The organism is Mitsuaria sp. 7 (assembly GCF_001653795.1).
GTDB lineage: Bacteria > Pseudomonadota > Gammaproteobacteria > Burkholderiales > Burkholderiaceae_C > Roseateles.
The window spans coordinates 1,150,164-1,166,011 of the sequence record NZ_CP011514.1 but is presented as its reverse complement, the minus strand read 5'-3'; the positions used below and the strand labels follow the sequence as shown (position 1 = coordinate 1,166,011).

Sequence of the window (15,848 nt, the reverse complement as noted above, 5' to 3'; positions counted from 1 at the left end):
CGGCGCGCGTCGACCGACGCGCGCCACCCCCGCCGGCAAGACCTGTCCGCGGCACCCGGGCGCCGAGCCCGCGGTGACGCGGCGGGTCCTGCCGGCACCTCCCCCCTCTTTCCGGAACCTCCGCCATGAACCATCGCTTCCCCGCCGCTCCGCGGCCACCGCGTGCTTCGAGTGTCCTGGCCCTGCCCGCGCTGCTCGCGGTCGCCAGCGCCTGCCTGACCGCCTGCGGCGGCGGTGACGGTGACGACGCCGGCAAGAGCGTTTTCGCCCAGTCCGCCGCCGAGGCGGCCTCGGCCGCCGATGCCGCCGCCAGCGAGAACGCGCCGGACGCGCGCGCCCTCGCCGCCGGCGCGGTCACCGTCGCGGCCGGCATCTACACCATCGAATCCGGCGAGTCGGGCCTGTGCCTGGACATCGCCGGCAACGTCGGCGCCAACGGCACGAAGCCGCAGCAGAACCGCTGCGGCACGTCGACCTCGCAGCGCTTCGAGCTGCGCGCCGACACCGGCGGCAGCTACCGCCTGGTCAACGTGGCCAGCGGCAAGTCGCTGGACGTGACCGACGTCTCCACCGGCAACGGCGCGCTGATCCAGCAATGGGCGACGGCGCCGACCGACAACCAGCGTTTCCTGGTCGCGCCGTCCGCCGACGGCTACACGCTGAAGGCGCGCCACAGCGGCAAGTGCGTCGACGTGAAGGACCATTCGACGGCCGCGGGCGGCGCGATCCAGCAGTGGGACTGCACCGGTGGCGCGAACCAGCGCTGGAAGCTGAAGGCGGTCGGCGCTCCCGCGCCCGCACCGTCGCCGGCACCGGCCCCTTCGCCGGCGCCCGCGCCTTCACCTGCTCCTGCTCCTGCGCCGGCTCCCGCACCGGCTCCGGCGCCCGCTCCGGCGCCGTCGGCCGGCCTGTCCGACCCCAAGGTCAAGGACATCGCGATGCAGATCGTCTCCAGCGCGGAGAACTCGTCGCTGGACTGGAAGGCGCAGTACCGCTACATCCAGGACATCCGCGACGGTCGCGGCTACACGGCCGGCATCATCGGGTTCTGTTCGGGCACCGGCGACATGCTGGAGCTGGTGCAGTACTACAACTCGGTCAAGCCGAACAACGTGCTGGCGAAGTACCTGAACGCGCTGCGCTCGGTCAACGGCAGCGACTCGCATGCGGGCCTCGATCCCAACTTCCAGGGCGACTGGAAGACGGCCGCGAGCGACACGCTGTTCCAGCAGGCGCAGGACCACGAGCGCGACCGCGTCTACTTCAACCCCTCGGTGCAGCAGGCCAAGAACGACGGGCTGAAGGCGCTGGGCCAGTTCATCTACTACGACGCGATCGTGATGCACGGCCCGGGCAACAGCGGCGTGAGCTTCGGCGGCATCCGCAAGGCGGCGATGGCGAAAGCCAAGACGCCGGCGCAGGGCGGCAATGAAGTCGCCTACCTCAACGCCTTCCTCGACGCCCGCATGGCCGCGATGAAGACCGAAGAGGCGCACAGCGACGTGACCCGCGTGGAGACCGCGCAGCGCGTGTGGCTCAAGGCGGGGAACCTGGACCTGAAGACGCCGCTGAACTGGAAGGTGTACGGGGACAGCTTCTCGATCAAGTGATCGAGGCCTGACACCGCCCCAAGGACGCCGTCCGCATCTGCATATGCGGCATGCGTCCAAGGGGCGGTGGCGCGAGGGGCGCTTAGATGGTTAGGCTCTCGCCTCCTAGTGGAGTGCCGCCTTGCTGAAGATCCTTTCCTACACCGTCCTCATCGTGCTGCTGGCGCTGGTCGCGCTCGCGGCGATCGCCTGGTGGTCGCTGCGCGCGCCCGACCTGCCCGCCGAGCAACTGGAGCGCGAGTTCCAGACTGCCCATGAACGCTACGTCGAGGTCAGCCCAGGCCTGCGACTGCACTACCGCGACGAAGGTCCGCCCGATGCGCCGGTGCTGCTGCTCCTGCATGGCTACGGCGATTCCTATGCCACCTGGGAAGGCTGGTCGCCCGTGCTGCGCGACAAGTGGCGCATCATCAGCCTGGACCTTCCGGGTCACGGCCTGACGGCCGCGCCGGCCGGGTTCGTGCTCGATGGCGGCGCGGTCACCGCGATCGTGCTGGGCTTCGCCGACAAGATCGGCGTGAAGCGCTTCGCCGTGGCGGGCAACTCGATGGGCGGCGGCGTGGCGTGGAAGCTCGCGCTGGCGGCGCCCGAGCGCGTGCAGGCACTGGTGCTGGTGTCCGCGGCCGGCTGGCCCAGCGATGCCACTGGTGCAAGTCCTTCGCTCGCCTTCCGGCTGCTGCAATACAAGTGGGGTCGGGACTTGCTGGCCAGCATCGACAACCGTCCGCTGATCAAGCAGGGCCTGACCGCGCAGGTTCATGACAAGGCACTGATCACCGACGCGGTGATCGATCGCTGGGCGCGCTACCAGCGCTATCCGGGTCATCGGGACATCCTGATGTCGGCCTCGCCCGCTAGTCATGCGACGGCGACCAAGGAGCTGCTCGCCACCGTGAAGGTGCCGACGCTGGTGCTGCACGGCGACTTCGACCCGCTGATCCCGGTCGAGCATTCGCGCCGCTTCGCCGCGGCGATCCCGGGCGCGAAGTTGATCGTGTACCCGAACGTCGGGCACCTGCCGCAGCGGGAGATTCCGGAGCAGTCGGCGAAGGATGTGGGGCAGTTCCTGGAGAGGCAACGGTAGGGCAAGGCCGTCGATACACTCGACAGCCATCCCAACGTCGAACGCATCCTTGATTCACTTTGAGACTCTGACGCAACTAGCCGGCACCCACATCACCCGATGGACAGGGCATGAGATGGCACTGAACGGCGGCGAAGACGTGGCGATGGACGAGTCCGTCGTCAGCGACCTTGCAGGAAAGTCGCCCGTCGTCTGGACGCACGAGGACGTTCCGTTCTGGCAGTTCGTGGCGATCGACGTGGAGACCAGCGGCGGCACCGTCTACCGACTGCTTTCCGAATTCAACCACGGCGACGGGCGCGAGTACGGCCTCTTTCTCGAGAGGTCCGAAGCGCCGATGGCACCGGAGCCGGAAAAGCCCGGCCACATTTTCCGGACCCGTGTGCTTGAGGTACTGCCGACGGGCACCGTGACAGTGAGCGTCCAACGGGACCCCGCAGGAGCCATCGTGGAAGCTTGGCTTGCGATCGGAAGCGACGTCGTCCGCCTGCTCTCCGGAGAAATCCATCCCCGCTCCGATGGTCGCTTCGACCTCGTGTCGCCGGACGAAACGATCCTGTTGCAGCTCAATGGAAAGCGTCCGCCGTCAGACAATACAGGGCGCCTGACCACTGAACGTCAGCGTCCCAGGACCCTATGAACCGCCTCTCTCGACTCCTGCCTTCACCCGTTCGTCGCCATCAGCTGCGATGCCTCGCATGGAGCGTCGGAGTGATCGCCGCGGTCACGGCGGTCCACGCCGCGGAGCCCGCGCTGTCGCCGCCCGGCGTGATGCTGCAGCACGGCGAATGGCGCGGCGATGTGGGCAGCCATCTGGTGCCGCCGCCATTCGAGAAGATCCCCGTCGCGAAGTGGCCGATGGACGGCTGGGTGTCGATGAGCCTCGACCCCAAGTCCGCCACGATGACGCTCCAGCCGCTCCAGCCCGCCGAGGCCAGGTCCGCCCTGAAGCCCATCCTGGCCCACCGGCAGATCGCAGAACAGGCCGAGTCGTTCGACCTCGGCGATCGATCCGGCATCTCCGACCTCGGGGACCTGTACGTCCGGATCCCCGGATCGCGCCTGAAGGCCGGCGTCGTGCCGCTGCATCGATTCAAGAACGGGACGACGAGCCTCGTGCCGGAACTGGGCTACCGCTTCCAGCTCAAGCTCGGCGAACTGCCCTACGCCTTCACGCTGCAGAACGGATTCCGGACGACCGACGGCCGTCCGTATGGCGAGGGCACGCAGTTCACGCTGGAAGTCGGCGGCCAACGTTTTGAGTACGACCTCGGCGGCTACGGTTGGGAGGTGCGGATCGACGCGCTGGGCGATTTCGACGGCGATGGGCGGCCAGATTTCCTGTTCTACATCGGCGGGCCGAATGCGTTGAATTCCGCTCTGGTGCTGTCGAGCCAGGCCAAGCCCGGCAAGAACGCGCCGACGACGTATCTGACGTCGGTCGGTTGCTGATGCTTCGGGCGCAACTCTTCTTTTTCGTGCCGCTCGCGATCGCGATGATCGGCCTGGCATGGTTCGGGATGCGCGACTCCACGCTGCAGGCGTACTGCGCCGTTTCAATGGCCGCGCTGCTCGCTTCGACAACAGTGCTCTACGTCGCGATGCGGGCGGTTACGCCCAACGACGGCCTGATTCATTTCCCGACGTTCGCGGCGGCGTATGCCGCTCCCTTGCTGGGAACGTCCGTCCTCATGCGGACGCTGCTACGAGGCTGGTCCTTGCCGGGAAAGATCGCCGCGGCATTGACCCTCTCGGCTTTCGCCGGCGCGGTGGCACCAGTGCTTTTCCTGATCGCGGCATGCACGGTACAGGGACGCTGCTTGTGAGCAAGGAATGATCGCGCATGTCCGACGACACCTTCCCCGACGCTTACCGCGTCTTCGCCGACGCGCTTGCCGTCCTCGCCTCCGCAGCTGAGAAGCAATGCGAATCCGTAGGCGACTTCAACGTCGCCTGGGAGCTCAAGGATGAGGTGCAGGCTGGCCGATACCTCGTTGGAAAAGGTCACCTCGACGCCGAGCAGGAAGCCTGGATTTCAGCCCTCGTCTGCGCGCTCGATGCGGTGCCCGCGACGACACTGCCCGCGGGTTCAGACCGGGCGTCGAACCTCGCTGCCATGCAGCACCCGGCCTGGATTCCGCTTCGTGTCCTCGCACGTCACGCACTGGAGGCGTTACCCTCCACGCTGCTCACACCGACGGACGCGTCGCCTCCACCAGATCGCGAACGTACTCGTCGATCGTGACGCGTCCCTTGATGGACACCTCGGGCAGATCGAGGCCGTCCAGCGTGGCGCCGGTCATCCGCGCGTAGGACTCCGCCGCGGCCTGCGAGAAGCCCAGTCCGCGGAACGACGCCTCCCACTGCTCGCGCGGCGTGACGACCACGCGGACGTCCCGCTGCAACGCCGCGGCGAAGGCGGCGGCGACGTCGTTCGCGCTGTAGCGCTCAGGGCCCTCCACGTGCTGGACGCCGACATCGTCGAGCGATGACATCAGCCGGCGCGCCGCGATCTCGCCGAGATCGCGCGGGGCGGCCATCGGCAATCGCAGATCGGCGGGAAACAGCGAGACGAGATCTCCCGACTCCCGCACCGCGTCGAGCTGCGCATCCCAGTTGCACATGTAGAACCCGGCCCGATTGATCGCCGCGGGAATCGGCTGATGCTGCAGCCGTTCCTCGAGCTCCCACAGCACGTTCAGGTCGCCCAGGCGCTCGCCGGGGCGGGCGCCGCTGGTGGACTCGGCCACCACCTTCTCGAGGCCGCTGCCCTGCAAGGCCTCGAGGAGGCGAGCCACCGTGCGCCGCTCGGTCTTGTCGGTGTCCCCGTCCACCGCCGCCGGCGGGTTGAGGAGGAAGGCCCGCCGCCCCTCCTTGAACACGGCGCGCAAGGCATCGGGATCGTTCACGTCCGCCAGCGCGACCTGCGCGCCGGTCCCTTCCCATCGCCACGCGTGCCCCGGGTCATGCGTCACGACGATGACGTCCTGCTCCTCTCGAAGCAGGGCTTTCACCACCTCGGATCCCACATGCCCGAACGCACCCATGATGATCATCATCGTCGTGTTCCTTTCCGACGGCCGTCCACCGTGGAGCGGCCCGATCCGATCGGGGCAAACGCGTTGCCCGGACACCGACTGTGCGCGACGCCGCTACGGCCGCCAATCCTTCACTGTGGCCTGAATCTGTCTCACGACGGCGATCAGGCGCTTGTCGTCCATCCGGCTCGCCGGCGCAGCCACCGAGATCGCGCCCCCCGCCTGCGGCACGGCGACCGCCACGCATCGCAGGCCGTCGATCAGCTCCTCGTCGTCGACCGCATGACCCTGGCTGGCGATCCGCGACAGCTCGTCCAGCAACTTCGGTTTCGAGACGATGGTCCTGGTCGTGAATCTCTCGAGCTTGCCGGGAAGCAGCGCACGCACCTCCGCCGCGGGCTTGAGCGCCAGCAGCACCTTCCCGACGGCCGTCGCATGCACCGGCCCGTGCCAGCCGACGTGGCTGTTCATCCGGATCGGATGCGGGGAATCCTGCTTGGCCACGTACACCACCTGAGCGCCGGCCAGCTGCGCGAAGTGACAGGTCTCGCCCGTCTTCGCGACCAGCGCCTGCAGCACCTCCGCCACTGCCGTCTGCATGGCCTGCGGCGAGCCGGCCGACGCGCCGAGTTCCATCAGGCGTCGCGTCAGCCGGTACTTGGTCTCCGCCCGGCCCACGATGCCGTGGGCCATGAGGGTCCGCAGGATGCGCAGCGCGCTCGCCCGCGGAATGCCCACGGCCCGGCTCAGTTCATTGAGGCCCTGCACCGGCTGGGCGCTGAAGGCTTCCAGCATCAGCACGGCGTGGCTGACGGTGTTGACCAGCGGCTTTTCATCGCGCGCCATTGAAGACTCGTCGTCGGTATGCATAATCCGGATCCGTGAAGTACGTTATTTATACCACTGGTTCACTATAGATACCATGCAAAAACCATTCACCGCAGCCGTCGTGCAGTCGGCAGCCGTCGCCTTCGACAACGAGCAGACCCTGCGCCGCATGAAAGGCCTGGCCGATCAGGCGCGGAGCCAGGGCGCCTCGCTGGTCGTCTTTCCCGAGGCCATGCTGGGCACGTATCCGAAAGGCAGCACCTTCGGCGCCTTCGTCGGCGGAAGAAGCCCTCAGGGCCGCGACGAGTTCCTGCGCTACCACCAGAACGCGATCGACGTGCCCGGCCCCTTCATCGACGAACTCGCCGCGCTCGCCAAGGGCCTGGGCGTCCACCTGGTCACCGGCGTGATCGAGCGCGCCGGCGGCACGCTGTACTGCACCGTCGTCTTCTTCGACAGGCACGGCAACTTCCTCGGCAAGCACCGCAAGCTGATGCCCACCGGCAGCGAGCGCACGGTGTGGGGCTTCGGCGATGGCTCCACCCTGCCGGTCTACGAGACCGACCTCGGCAAGCTGGGCGCGGTGATCTGCTGGGAGAACTACATGCCCCTGCTGCGCACCGCCATGTATGCCAAGGGCATCGAGCTGTACTGCGCGCCCACGCTCGACGGGCGGGACTCGTGGCCGGCCTCGATGCAGCACATCGCCATCGAGGGACGCTGCTTCGTCCTGAGCGCCAACCAGTACGCCACCGCGGCGGACTATCCCGCCGGGTACGTGAACGCCGCGATCGCCTCGAACGTCGGCAGCGCCGGCGGCGTCGGCAGTGTCGGGACCGCGGACCCGACCCAGCCCTTCAGCCGCGGAGGCAGCTGCATCGTCGATCCCTTCGGCAACTTCCTGGCAGGTCCGGACTTCGAAGGCGAAGCCGTGCTCCTGGCCACCATCGACCGCGAGGACATCGTGCGCGGCAAGTACGACCTGGACGTCACGGGTCACTACGCCCGTCCGGACGTCTTCCAGCTGTTCGTCAATGAGCGCGTCCAGGCACCTGTCACGACGAATGGAGGACCCTTCGCATGAACCCGACTTCGTCCCCCGCGTCCCCCGCGTCCTCCTCTTCCTTCTCGTCCGGCTGGCGCGAGCGGATTGCCGCCGCACACGAGCGCATCGCGCCCTTCATCGTCCGCACGCCCTGCGTCACCCTGCCCGCCGGTTCGCTGGGATCGCCGTATCAGCTGACGCTCAAGCTGGAGCAGCTGCAACGCACCGGCTCATTCAAACCCCGGGGCGTGTTCAACCGTCTGGCTGAGGCGCGGATTCCCGCGGCCGGGCTGGTCTGCGCGTCCGGCGGCAATCATGGCGCCGCCCTGGCTTACGCGGCGCAGCGCTTCGGCGTGCCCTGCGAGGTCTACGTGCCCCGCGTGACCTCGCAGTTCAAGCGGGACCGCCTGATCGCTTTCGGCGCCACGGTCATCGAGCACGGGGACGTGTACGTGGAGGCGCTGGAAGCGTCCGAGCGCCGCAGTCAGGAGACCGGCGCCCTGTCCATCCATGCCTTCGATCACGCGGACACCCTGGCCGGGCAAGGCACCCTGGCCAAGGAGATCGAGGAGCAGATCGGCGTGCCCGACGCCGTCGTGGTCGCCGTCGGCGGGGGCGGCCTCATCGGCGGCGTCTCGGGATGGTTCGGCGACACCACCCTGGTCGTCGGCGCGGAACCCGAGCTGTGCCCGACCTTGAACTCCGCACTCGGCGCGGGCGGTCCGGTGGCCGTGAAGACCGGCGGCATCGCGGCCGACGCGCTGGGTTGCCGCGAACTCGGCCGGACGCCGTTCCGCGTCCTCAGCGGCCACGACATCGTCACCAGCCTCGTGTCGGAACAGGACATCCTGTCCGCTCAACGGGCCTTGTGGGAAGAGTGCCGGCTGATGGTCGAGCCGGCCGCGGCAGTGCCGCTCGCCGCCGTTCGAAGCGGTGATCTCCAACTCCGCCTTGGCGCCCACGTCTGCCTGGTCCTCTGCGGCGCGAACGTGGCACCCGCCGTGTTCTGAGCGGGTCCCCGCTTCACGTCGCGCACACGGGCTCGAAACGCCGCTGCGCGGGGCCTTTCAACGGAATCACGGCGCACGGCACGACGCTTGCCGTATCCCCGGAACAAGCGCCCGCAGGCGTTGCGGTCCCCGACGTTCGATGAACATCGAGCAATGGGACGGCACGCTGCGGCATCGAATCAACCCATAGCGTTGGAGGTTCCCATGAACACGTCATTCTTCAGAAGCGCGGCGCTGGTCGCTGCCTGTGCCGCCCTGACGGTCGGCTGCGCCTCGGACAACCGGGATGTGCGCAACGCCGGGGTCGGCGCCGTCGGCGGCGCGGTCATCGGCGCGGTGACCGGCGGCAACGCGGTGACGGGGGCGGTGGTCGGCGCCGTCGCGGGCGCCGTCATCGGACGCCTGGTCGTCGACGGCCGCGAGCGCGAGGTCTACTCGGACGGCAACGGCGGCCGCTACTGGGTCGACAACGACGGTCGTCGTCACGCCGTCCGCTGACGGCGTGGCGCTCCCTTCAAATCATCCTCAGATCTTCATCGCCGCCACGATGCTGTCGTGCGCGGCCTTGTTCAGGCGGATGTCGAAGGGCAGGAAGGTGAGCCGGTCGACGGCCGTGGTGCCGGCCGGATTCGACACGTAGGCGCTGCCGCCCAGCACCGCGCCGTCCTTGGTCAGTGCACCGGTGTAGACGTTGCCGTTGAGCGCGAAGTAGACGCGGTACTGCACCGTCGCGCTCAGCGTGGCCGACTGCGGACGCGGATTGGTGGCCACCCAGACGGACACGCCGTCGACCACAGTGATGCTGCCGTTTGCCAGGCGGTAGGTGGTGCCGTCGCTGTTGGACACGATGCCGGCGGTCAGCGCGGCCGTCAGCGTCGTGCCGGTGCGGCACGGCGAGACGTTGGCGCCGGTGGTCGCCGTCGTGCAGTCGAAGGCGTTGTAGCGGTCGCCCTTGTTGGTCTGCGCGAACTTGAGGTAGGCGGCGCCGGGCAGGTAAGTCGCCGTCGCTTCGAGGATGGTCGCGTTCGAGAAGAACGAGTTGTGGAAGTGCGCGAAGTCCGCCGGCGTCGAGGCGATGGTGCCGGTCAGCGGCACGGTCTCGTAGTTGCTGCGGATCTCGGAGAAGGCCACCGTGGTGTTGTCCGCGGAGAGCGTGTCCACGCGCACGTCGGCGTCGACGTACGACACCCGGTTCACCGTGCCCGCGACGATCACGGCGCCGTTCTTCAGCACGCGCGTCACGCCCGGCGTGGGCAAGCCCAGCGTGGTGGTGATGTTCTGGGGGGAGCTCTGCGCGCTGAGCTGCGGACCGTTCGTCAGCGGCGACGCCGTCAGCAGGCCGTAGTCCGAGAACGCGTAGTTCACGCTGGGGCTGGTGGCGCCGGCGTAAGGCAGGTTCCAGTGCAGGAAGAAGCTGCCCTCGCTGGGCACCAGGATGAAGGATTCGAAGATCTGCTGGTTGGTGCTGAGCACCGGCTCGACCGACTGGGCCCGGCCCGTCTTGTCCGCCATCGCGGAGGCCTTGTCCGAGCCGGCCTCGCCACCGCCGCCGCAGGCCGCGACGATGAGGGACGAGATCGCCACCAGGATGGCGGCAGGGGTGCGCTTCGCTGAAATCATGGGTTCCTCTCCCGTTGATATTCCCGACGCCGCAGTCCTTCGGATGGGACCGCTTTGGCGTGTTGGGCGCGGAGTATAGGAGCGTGCCGTGGCGTCCGTGTGGCAATGCCGTCACCGCGTGAGGTGACGTCATGTGAGGCCCCGTGACGCCCCACGCGGCGCCTCATTTGGCGACCCATTGGCGACCCATTTGGCGCGATGTGCCGCCGCGGCGCCTACGCGGCGTCGGCCTCCGCGCGGCGCCTCGCCGCCAGCGCCCGGTCCAGATCCGGCGCCGCCGCGAGCAGCGCCTGGGTGTACGCATGACGCGGCGCGGCGAAGACCTCGGCGGTGGCGCCCTCCTCCACCACGCGGCCTTGCTGCAGCACGATCACGCGATCCGTGACCGCGCGCACCACCGCCAGGTCGTGCGTGACGAACAGCGTGGCGACGCCGCGCTCGCGGCACAGGCGCTCCAGCAGGGTCAGGACTTGCGCCCGCAAGGACACGTCCAGCGCCGAGACCGCCTCGTCCAGCACCAGCAGGTCGGGCTCGACCATCAGCGCCCGCGCGATGGCGAGCCGCTGGCGCTGCCCGCCGGAGAACTCGTGCGGGAAGCGCCGCAGCGCGTCCGCCTCCAGCCCCACCTGCCGCAGCAGCTCGACGGCGCGCTCGCGCGCCTGCGTCCCGCCGAGCGCCGGTCGCAGCAGATGCAAGGGTTCCGCGAGGATCCGCTCCACGCGCCAGCGCGGATCGAAGCTGCCATAAGGATCCTGGAACACGATCTGCACGCGGCGGCGCAAGGCCGTCTCCGCGCCGGTGAAGCGCTCGCCGGCCAGGCGGACCTCGCCCGACGCCGGACGTTGCAGGCCGAGCACCGTGCGCAGCAGCGTGGACTTGCCGCTGCCCGACTCGCCGACCAGACCGACCCGCTCGCCCGGCAGCACGTCCAGACTCACCTGATCGACGGCCCGCACGCGCCGGCCCGGGCGGAAGAAGCTGCGATCGGCAGCCGGGTACTCGCACACGATCTCGCGCAACGACAGCAAGGGCACGACGGCCTCGCCGCGCTGTCTTACTCCCTCTCCCGCTTGCGGGAGAGGGTGGGGGTGAGGGCCAGCGGCCGCGGCAGTCCCCTCACCCGGCGGTGCCGCCGCACGAGGCAACGCCGGACTCAACCGTGATTGCTCGACCAACGCCCGCGTGTACGGATGACGCGGCGGATCGAGCAGTTGCCGCAGCGGTCCCTGCTCCTGCACCTCGCCTTGCCGCAGCACGACCAGCCGGTCCGCCATCTCCGCGACCACGCCGAGGTCGTGCGTGATGAGCAGCAGTCCGCAGCCGTCCTCCCGCACCAGACGCCGCAGCAGATCGAGGATCTGCGCCTGGCTGCGGACGTCGAGCGCGGTGGTGGGTTCGTCGGCGATCAGCAGCCGAGGTCGGCAGGCCACCGCGATCGCGATGGCGACGCGCTGGCGCTGACCGCCGGAAAGCTCATGCGGATAACGACGCGCGTCCACGCCCGTCGCTTCGTCCGCGCCATCGCCTGAGGTCCTGAGACCGACGCGCACCAGCAACCGGTCGACCTCCGCGCGCCGCTCGGCGGCGTTGCCTCGGCCGTGCAGGCGCAGCGCTTCCTCGATCTGCGCGCCGATGGGCATCAGCGGATTCAGCGCCGTCATCGGCTCCTGGAACACCAACCCCACGCGAGCGCCGCGCACCCGCCGCCAGCCAGCCTCGTCGAGTGCGGCGAGGTCGACGCCTTCCAGATGCAGTGCGCCGCGCCGCGACAACTCCGGCGGCAGCAAGCCCAGCAAGGCCAACGCCGTCAGCGACTTACCGGAGCCGGATTCGCCGACCAGGCCGACGATCTCGCCGGCGGCCACGTCCAGCTCGGGCACGAACAGCAGGCGACGCTCGCCAGCGCGTAGCGAGAGGTCGCGCACGCGCAGCAACGCGGCGGCGGCGGCGGCCGGATCGAGGGTCGAAGAAAGCGTCGCCGTCATGGGAAAGTCCGATCCAATCGACCCAGGCGGGCGAGTCGCGGGTTCAAGCGCTCGCGCAATCCGTCCCCCAGCAGTTGGAAGGCCAGCGCCGACAGCGCCACCGCCAGGCCGGGAAACACCGCCAGCGTGGGCGCGAGCGCCGTCAGCGTCTGCGCATCGGCCAGCATGCGGCCCCAGCTCGGCTGCGGCGGCTGCGTGCCCAGGCCCAGGTAGGACAGCCCCGTCTCCGCCAGCAGGCCGAGCGCGAGCTGGATGCTCAGTTGCACCAGCAGCAGTCCGGCGAGATTGGGCAGCACGTGTTCGATCGAGATGCGCCACGCGCCCTTGCCCGCCACGCGCGCGGCCAGCGTGAACTCGCGCTGCCACAGCGGGAGCGCAGCACCGCGCGTGAGGCGTGCGAAGACGGGAATGTTGAACACTCCCACCGCCAGGATCGCGTTGATCGCACCCGGCCCGAGCGTGGTGCTCAGCAGCACGGCCAGCAGCAGCGACGGGAACGCGAAGACGAGGTCGTTGCCGCGCATCAGCAGCTCGTCGACCACACCGCCGCGCGCCGCCGCCCACAGACCCAGCGGCACGCCGACACCGGCGCCCAGCGCCACCGCCACGAGCGACACGCCCAGCGAGGTCGCACCGCCGCGCATCAGCTGCGACAGCACATCGCGGCCCAGCGCGTCGGTACCCAGCCAGTGCGTCCACGACGGCCCCTGCAGGCGCGCGGGCAGGTCCAGCGCGGCGGGGTCCCAAGGCGTCCACCACAGCGACAGCAACGCCAGCGCGGACAGCACGGCGCTCAGCACCAGACCGGCGAGCAGCCGGCTGCCCAGTCGAGTCCGGGCGTCGCTGTCCGTGCCGCCGTCCGTGCCGCTCCCCGGGCGGCCATCCGGGGTGTTGTCCGAGCGGCCATCCGGACCGGCGTCCGGACCTGCCGCCGGCACGACGGAGGAGCGCCCGCTCATGACCGGCCTCCCGCGCGCGACAGGCGCGGATCGGCGGCGCGGCCGCTGAGGTCGACGACGAAGGACAGCAGCACCACTGTCGCGACCAGCAGCAGCACCACGCTCTGCACCAGCACGAGGTCGCGCTGCGCGACGGCCTGGAACAGCAGCCGTCCCAGGCCGGGCAGGAAGAAGACGTTCTCGATGATCACGGACCCCGCCAGCAGGAAGGAGAGTTGCAGGCCCAGCAGCGTGAGCAACGGCAGCGCCGCGTTGGGCAGCGCGTGGCGCCACAGCACGCGCCAGTCGCCGGCGCCCTTGGCGCGCGCGGTGCGCAGGAAGTCCTCGCCGCCGAGGTCGAGCAGACTGCCGCGCAGCACGCGCGCCAGGATGGCCGCCTGCGGCAAGGCGAGCGCGATGGCCGGCAGCGTCAGCGCCGCGAGTCCGGAGGACAAGCCCTGACCCCAGCCCTCGAAGCCGCCGGCGGGCACCCATCGCAGGCCGACGGCGAAGACGAGGCTCAGCAGCAGGCCGAGCCAGAAGTTCGGCACCGCGAGGCCGAGCTGGCTGAGCTGGTCGATGAGGCGGTCCAGCCGGCTGCCGGGACGCCACGCCGCGCCCAGCCCCGCGGGCGCCGCGATCGCGATGGCCAGCAGCAGCGCGTACAGCGCCAGCGGCACGCTCAAGGGCAGGCGCTCCAGCAGCAGGCCCACGACCGGCACGCGATAGGTGATGCTGTTGCCGAAGTCGCCGCGCAGCAGCCCGGTGACCCAGTCGAGGTAGCGGCTGGGCCATGGCGCATCAAGGCCGAGCTCCCGACGCAACGACGCCACCGTCGCCTCATCGGCCTGAAGGCCGAGGATCTGCCGCGCCGGATCGCCCGGCGCCAACTGCACGAGCGCGAACACGACGAAGCTCGCGAGGACCAGGGTCAGCGCGAGGCTCACGCCGCGCGCCGCCAGCCAGCCCGGATCGCAGCGGCGACCGACCCACACGAGCCACGCCGCCGCCAGCGCCGCGCCCAGGAGTCCGATGGCGAGGAAAGGCCAACGTGCGACGGTCGACGCGCCCGCCCCTCCTCCTGCGGCATCGCTCGCTCCGGTCGCTCCGGTCGCTCCGGTCGCCCGTGTCGTGCCGGTGCCATCGAAGGACGCCTGTCCGAACTCCACGTTGCCGATGCCGCTGATGCGCAGCCCCTGCAGGTCCGCGCGACGCACCAGCAGCCGCGGGTACTGGAACAGGAAGCCGTTGACCGCGTCGTCGCTGAGCTGGCGCTGGATCGCCTGGAGCCGCTGGCGTTGCTCCGCCGGGTCGGTGGTCGAGTCGAGCCCGCGCAGCAGCGCCTGGTAGGCCGGGCTGCGATAACCGAAGTAGTAGCCCTCGCGGCCGTAGATGTCGTAGTCCTGCGGCTCCGCATGGACGATGACGCTGAGGTCGAAGTCATGCCGCGTGTAGACCTGGTCCAGCCACTGCGCCCACTCGAGGTTCTGGATCTGCACCCGCAGGCCGATCGCCGCGAGCTGCGCCGCGAGGATCTCGCCGCAACGCCGCGCGTAGGAGGTCGGCGGCAGCTTCATCCGCAGCGGCGGGATGGTCGACGGCGCGATGCCCGCCTCCGCGAGCACCGCCCGCGCGCGCACCGGGTCGTAGTTCGACACCGCCGTCAGGTCCACGTAGGCCGCATTGCGCGGCGGGAAGTGGCTGCCGATCGGCTCGCCGTAGCCGAACATCGCGCCGTCGATCAGCGCCTTCCGGTCGATCGCGTGGGAGATCGCGCGCCGCACGGGGAGTTGCGCCAGCAGCGGGTTGCGATGGTTGAAGGCGAGGATGGTCTCGCCCTCGCTGCTGCCGATCTCGACGGCGAAACGGCGGTCCGCGTGGAACTGCGCGAGGTTCTCCGGCGACGGGAAGTTGGAGAACAGGTCGACGTCGCCGGCCATCAGCGCCGCATACGCCGCGGTCGGATCGGCGATGAAGCGGTAGCGCAGGCGCTCGAGGTTCGACGTCGATCCTGAGACCGCCCCCCAGTAGTCGGCATTGCGACGCAAGGTCACCGAGTCACCGCGGCGCCACTGCTCGAAGCGCCAAGGCCCGGTGCCGACCGGCGCCGTGCGGTTGCTGTCCGCGGTGGCGGGCGCGACCATCACCAGCGCGGCGCTGGACAGCGCGATCGGCAGGCGGCCCGAGCGCTCGCGCAGCCAGATGTCGAGCACGAGCGGGCTGCTCGCGGCCACGCGCGTGATCGCGGCCAGCGACGTGCGCTGCGGATTGGGCGAATCCGGCGCACGCGCCCGATCGATCGCGAACTTCGCGACGCTCGCATCGAACGCCGTGCCGTCATGGAAGCGCACGCCGTCATGCAGCTGGAAGCGGTAGTGCAAGCCGTTGTCCAGCACCTCCCAGCTCGCGGCCAGGCGCGGCTTGGGTTGACCGTCTTCGCCCAGGGTGAGCAGGCCTTCGAAGAGGTTGCCGTAGACCAGCTCGCCGATCGGCGCCGCGGCGCCCGACGAGGGATCGAGGATGGGCGGTTCCAGCTGCATCGCGACGCGGACTTCGCGCTCGGCGGGCGCCGCGGCGAGCGCGCCGGGGAACGTACCGAGGAACACGCCCGAGAACGCGATCAGCACGATCGCGATCACCGCGCTCGCTCGCGAGGCCCAGTTCCCGAACATTGAAGTCATCCCCTCTCC

Annotated in this window: 15 protein-coding genes; 9 read left to right on the top strand and 6 right to left on the bottom strand. The window is 69.7% G+C overall.

Going from position 1 to position 15,848, the window contains the following annotated elements; genetic code table 11:
- Nucleotides 1-125 precede the first annotated feature (125 nt).
- From ABE85_RS28710 to ABE85_RS27365, 6 genes are all read left to right on the top strand, one after another.
- Nucleotides 126-1,610, top strand: coding sequence for a chitosanase (locus ABE85_RS28710; protein ID WP_082938338.1), 1,485 nt, complete (start codon nt 126-128; stop codon nt 1,608-1,610).
- Nucleotides 1,611-1,731: 121 nt separating this feature from the next.
- Nucleotides 1,732-2,694 carry an alpha/beta fold hydrolase gene (locus ABE85_RS05140; RefSeq protein WP_197507203.1) on the top strand — a complete coding sequence of 321 codons (963 nt, stop codon included), beginning with the start codon at nt 1,732-1,734 and terminating at the stop codon, nt 2,692-2,694.
- Between the two features lie 115 nt (nt 2,695-2,809).
- Nucleotides 2,810-3,334: a hypothetical protein gene (locus ABE85_RS05135; protein WP_067270744.1), complete on the top strand. Its 525-nt coding sequence runs from the start codon at nt 2,810-2,812 to the stop codon at nt 3,332-3,334.
- Nucleotides 3,335-3,405: 71 nt separating this feature from the next.
- Complete coding sequence (locus ABE85_RS05130; protein ID WP_067270742.1) at nt 3,406-4,146, top strand: hypothetical protein; 741 nt, start codon at nt 3,406-3,408, stop codon at nt 4,144-4,146.
- Complete coding sequence (locus tag ABE85_RS05125; protein ID WP_157521950.1) at nt 4,140-4,520, top strand: hypothetical protein; 381 nt, start codon at nt 4,140-4,142, stop codon at nt 4,518-4,520. Before ABE85_RS05130 ends, ABE85_RS05125 begins: the two co-directional genes overlap by 7 nt.
- A gap of 17 nt (nt 4,521-4,537) precedes the next feature.
- Nucleotides 4,538-4,939, top strand: coding sequence for a hypothetical protein (locus ABE85_RS27365; RefSeq protein ID WP_157521948.1), 402 nt, complete (start codon nt 4,538-4,540; stop codon nt 4,937-4,939).
- On the opposite strand, the gene ABE85_RS05120 is transcribed toward ABE85_RS27365, so the two are convergent.
- A complete protein-coding gene (locus tag ABE85_RS05120; protein WP_067270734.1) occupies nt 4,884-5,753 on the bottom strand; it encodes an NAD(P)H-binding protein in 870 nt (289 codons plus the stop codon). The genes ABE85_RS27365 and ABE85_RS05120 overlap by 56 nt on opposite strands.
- A gap of 93 nt (nt 5,754-5,846) precedes the next feature.
- A complete protein-coding gene (locus tag ABE85_RS05115) occupies nt 5,847-6,578 on the bottom strand; it encodes an IclR family transcriptional regulator (RefSeq protein WP_067270731.1) in 732 nt (243 codons plus the stop codon).
- A 76-nt stretch (nt 6,579-6,654) separates the two neighbouring features.
- Between ABE85_RS05115 and ABE85_RS05110 the strand changes: the two genes are divergently transcribed.
- The 3 genes from ABE85_RS05110 to ABE85_RS05100 all read left to right on the top strand — a co-directional run bounded on the left by ABE85_RS05110 (nt 6,655) and on the right by ABE85_RS05100 (nt 9,113).
- Nucleotides 6,655-7,644 (top strand): nitrilase-related carbon-nitrogen hydrolase, encoded by a 990-nt coding sequence (locus ABE85_RS05110; RefSeq protein WP_067270728.1) that lies wholly within the window; start codon nt 6,655-6,657, stop codon nt 7,642-7,644.
- Nucleotides 7,641-8,615, top strand: coding sequence for a serine/threonine dehydratase (locus tag ABE85_RS05105; protein WP_067270725.1), 975 nt, complete (start codon nt 7,641-7,643; stop codon nt 8,613-8,615). The genes ABE85_RS05110 and ABE85_RS05105 overlap by 4 nt, the downstream gene beginning before the upstream one ends.
- A 204-nt stretch (nt 8,616-8,819) precedes the next feature.
- Nucleotides 8,820-9,113, top strand: coding sequence for a YMGG-like glycine zipper-containing protein (locus tag ABE85_RS05100; RefSeq protein ID WP_067270722.1), 294 nt, complete (start codon nt 8,820-8,822; stop codon nt 9,111-9,113).
- Nucleotides 9,114-9,140: 27 nt separating this feature from the next.
- Here the strand turns inward: ABE85_RS05100 and ABE85_RS05095 are convergent, their stop codons facing one another.
- The 4 genes from ABE85_RS05095 to ABE85_RS28705 form a co-directional block, all read right to left on the bottom strand.
- Nucleotides 9,141-10,235 carry a hypothetical protein gene (locus ABE85_RS05095; RefSeq protein WP_067270718.1) on the bottom strand — a complete coding sequence of 365 codons (1,095 nt, stop codon included), beginning with the start codon at nt 10,233-10,235 and terminating at the stop codon, nt 9,141-9,143.
- Between the two features lie 215 nt (nt 10,236-10,450).
- Nucleotides 10,451-12,220, bottom strand: coding sequence for an ABC transporter ATP-binding protein (locus tag ABE85_RS05090; RefSeq protein ID WP_067270716.1), 1,770 nt, complete (start codon nt 12,218-12,220; stop codon nt 10,451-10,453).
- Nucleotides 12,217-13,179 carry an ABC transporter permease gene (locus ABE85_RS05085; RefSeq protein WP_082938336.1) on the bottom strand — a complete coding sequence of 321 codons (963 nt, stop codon included), beginning with the start codon at nt 13,177-13,179 and terminating at the stop codon, nt 12,217-12,219. Before ABE85_RS05085 ends, ABE85_RS05090 begins: the two co-directional genes overlap by 4 nt.
- On the bottom strand, nt 13,176-15,839 hold the full coding sequence (locus ABE85_RS28705) for an ABC transporter substrate-binding protein (protein WP_197507202.1): 2,664 nt from the start codon (nt 15,837-15,839) through the stop codon (nt 13,176-13,178). The genes ABE85_RS05085 and ABE85_RS28705 overlap by 4 nt, the downstream gene beginning before the upstream one ends.
- Nucleotides 15,840-15,848: the final 9 nt, after the last annotated feature.